The 3,035-nt window shown below is 65.3% G+C and carries 4 protein-coding genes; 1 reads left to right on the top strand and 3 read right to left on the bottom strand.

Annotation, left to right across the window (positions count from 1 at the left end; all coding sequences use genetic code 11):
- Nucleotides 1-277 (top strand): DDE-type integrase/transposase/recombinase (locus tag D9599_RS30380; RefSeq protein WP_198385073.1); only part of this gene is annotated, 277 nt, incomplete at its 5' end.
- 219 nt (nt 278-496) lie between these two features.
- On the opposite strand, the gene D9599_RS30375 is transcribed toward D9599_RS30380, so the two are convergent.
- From D9599_RS30375 to D9599_RS30365, 3 genes are read right to left on the bottom strand one after another with little or no spacing between them, the layout of a single operon-like run.
- Nucleotides 497-1,540: a nitrilase-related carbon-nitrogen hydrolase gene (locus D9599_RS30375; protein ID WP_198385072.1), complete on the bottom strand. Its 1,044-nt coding sequence runs from the start codon at nt 1,538-1,540 to the stop codon at nt 497-499.
- Nucleotides 1,533-2,147 (bottom strand): cation transporter, encoded by a 615-nt coding sequence (locus tag D9599_RS30370; RefSeq protein WP_198385071.1) that lies wholly within the window; start codon nt 2,145-2,147, stop codon nt 1,533-1,535. The genes D9599_RS30375 and D9599_RS30370 overlap by 8 nt, the downstream gene beginning before the upstream one ends.
- On the bottom strand, nt 2,144-2,863 hold the full coding sequence (locus D9599_RS30365; protein ID WP_198385074.1) for a cytochrome c biogenesis CcdA family protein: 720 nt from the start codon (nt 2,861-2,863) through the stop codon (nt 2,144-2,146). Before D9599_RS30365 ends, D9599_RS30370 begins: the two co-directional genes overlap by 4 nt.
- Nucleotides 2,864-3,035: the final 172 nt, after the last annotated feature.

The raw sequence follows: 3,035 nt of genomic DNA, 5'->3' as shown, positions 1-3,035 counted from the left end.
ATATTTGAAGGTCCGAGGACGCTGGTGCTACCTGTATTGGGCGATGGACCGGAACGGCGATCTCGTCGACACCATGCTCAGCGAGCACCGGGACATGGCGGCGGCCAAGGCGTTCTTCCGATCTGCCAAGTCGGCCACCGGCATCGTCCCCGACAAGGTCACTACGGGCGGGCACAGCTCGTACCCACGCGCGATCCGCTCAACGCTAGGCAAACGGGTCAGCCACCGCACCAGTGCTTACAGAAACAATGGGCTCAGCAGGATCACCGGGGCATAAAAGGTCGAATCCGATGTATGCGCGGGTTCAAGAGCTTCACTTCGGCGGAACGCTTCTGTCGCGGTTACGACGAACTCCGCAACCACCTCCGTCCTCGCGTCCGTCACAACCAGCATGTCCCTGCCAACCAGCGCCGCGTTCTCCATCTCCGCCGTACAACCGCTGTGCTCGCCATCCTGCAAGCCGCATAGCACTACCAGTGCGCTTCAACTCGTGCAGCTACACCTGGCGCGAAAGCTGACAGAACCCTCCGACGAGGCCACCGCTAGCTACCCGTACGCCTGTGTCAAATCCGAAACGCAGCGGAACACGGCGGAAGCGGGCCACCTGGGCCTGATAGCCCGCCCGGCATTGCGCGAAGATGTCCGAGCGGGCTCGTGCGTCGTTCAGACGGTCGACATCGACATCCGCGACGGCAAGCCGGGCTCCTGGTTCGAATCGGGAAGTCTCCGCGAGAAGGATCCCATCCTCGTAAATCGAGGTCTGGCCGTCCCATGCAAGGTCAGTTGTCGACTCGCCCTCGCCCGACGCCGTGTAAAGGTAAGCCGCCATGCAACGGGCCGACTGGGCCTGGCACAGCATGCGCCGGGTGTCAGCCTTTCCAACGGTGATGTTGCTAGCAGACAGGTTCACCAGGACGGTGGCTCCGGCCAATGCACCCAGGGCGCTCGGCTGCTTGGGCACCCACATGTCCTCGCAGATCTCGACGTGGACGACGAGCCCCGGGCGGTCCTCGGACACGAAGAGAAGATCGGGGCCGAACGGGGCGGAGTGCCGCCCCACGCGGATGACGCTTCCGTCCGTCCCGTTCCCAGATGCGAAGTAACGGCGCTCGTAGAACTCCCGGTAGTTCGGCAGATGGACCTTGGGCACCACGCCCAGCAGCTTCCCCCGGTAGGTGATAACGGCCGTGTTGTAGACGCGGCCCGCATGGCGCAGGGGAACGCCCAGTACCATGACCGAGGGCAAGTGGGCCGACGCCTCCACCACCCGCTCCACGGCGGCTTCGGCGGCGTCCAGGACGACATCCTGGAGGAAGAGGTCGTCGATGGAGTACCCGGTCAGCGCCAATTCGGGAAAGGCGACCAGCGACACCGACCGCTCGGCGCAGGTGCGTGCGACGTCCAGAAGGGTGTCGGCGTTCGCGGCGGGATCCGCGAGGCGGACCGGGGTCGTGCAGGCTGCGACCCGCACAGTGGCGCCGGGGCCACTCGATCCAACTGCATGTACCTCGACAGGGCTGTTGGAAAGGTCGTCAGTCATGTGCCGCCCTTAGATCCGCCCGTGCGTTGTGGATGATCGACCGGACCGATTGCAGAAATAGACCAGCGCTGACGAACGCCACGGCGAGGTCGGGCCATGCCGCTTCGGTCCACCATACGAGGCCTGCCGCGACCAACACGGCGGCAGTGCCGATGGTGTCATTGCGGCTGAACAGCCAGACGGCCCGGACGTTAACGTCGTCTTCCTGGTGCGGAATAAGTACCGCCGTAACGGTTAAGCTGACCATCAGGGCGACAGCACCGAACAGGCCTATCAACACGGCCTCGGGCTGGTTCGGCACCAGCACCCTGTAACCGGTGATGGCGAGCACGCCCAAGCCGAGCATCGCGAGGAACAAGCCCTGAATGAGGGCGGAGCGGGCACGACCGACGAGGCTCAAGCCGACAGCTAACAGGCTGGGGAAGCCAATCAGGCCGTCGCCGAGGAAGTCGAGGGCGTCCGCCTTAAGCGCTTGGCTGCCAGAGATGAAGCCGACAACCATTTCTACCAGCCCGTAGCCGACATTGAGCTTTATTACGATCCATAGCGCTTGGCGGTACGCGGGCGTAATATGGGTGCAGATCTTCGGTAAGCCGTCGTCGCTCATCCGATGCGCCCGAGCCAGGGGAAGAGCTGGAGCATCAGGATGGCGAAGTCGGTCAGGTGGCCCGTGATCATGGCCACCCCCATTGCCACCATGACGCCGCCCGCCACGATCTGAAGGACGCGGCCGAGGCGCCGCAGGCTGCGGAACGGTCCGCGCAGGAAGGCGTCCGCAAAGGCGGCGACCAGCAGGAAGGGTACGCCCAGCCCGGCTGCATAGGCAGCCAGGAGCACGATGCCGAGATGGTTGATCTCGCTTGTGGCGGTCAGCGCCAGGATGGCGCCGAGCACCGGCCCGATGCAGGGCGTCCAGCCGAAGGCGAAGGCCAGCCCGAGCACGTAGGCGGAGAGCGGCGTGCCGCCGCTGAGGGTCGGCATGAAGCGGAGATCGCGCTGCAGTGGCATCAGCCGCAGGACGCCCGCGGTCATCAGGCCGAACAGGATGACCACCACCCCGCCCAAGATCCCGGCTTCGTAGCGATAGCGCAGCAGGGCCTGGCTCAGCGCCGAGGCGCCCGCCCCCATCGCCACGAAGATGGTCGCGAAACCCAAAACGAAGCAGAGGCCGAGGCCGACTGTGGCGAGGCGATCGGGCTGCGCGCGTTCGGCGGAGACCGAGCGACCGGTGACGTAGGAGACATAACCGGGCACCAGCGGCAGCACGCAGGGTGAAAGGAACGATATCATCCCCGCAAGGAAAGCGGTCAGAAGGCCGGACATCTGGAGGAGAGGGTTCACGGCAGTCCATTCCGCAGGGGCGCGACGTGGAGGTCGGCGCGTCTGCGGATTCGTGCAGCCCGCCCACGAGGAGCAGGAGCGCGGCGCCCACGAAGATCGTGGTGTCGGCGAGGTTGAAGGCTGGCCAGTGGTAGCCTGCCGCGTGGAAGTCCAG

The organism is Roseomonas sp. KE2513 (genome assembly GCF_016107305.1).
GTDB lineage: Bacteria > Pseudomonadota > Alphaproteobacteria > Acetobacterales > Acetobacteraceae > Roseomonas.
The sequence above is the reverse complement of the archived record's forward strand: the minus strand, read 5'-3'. Positions and strand labels throughout refer to the sequence as shown.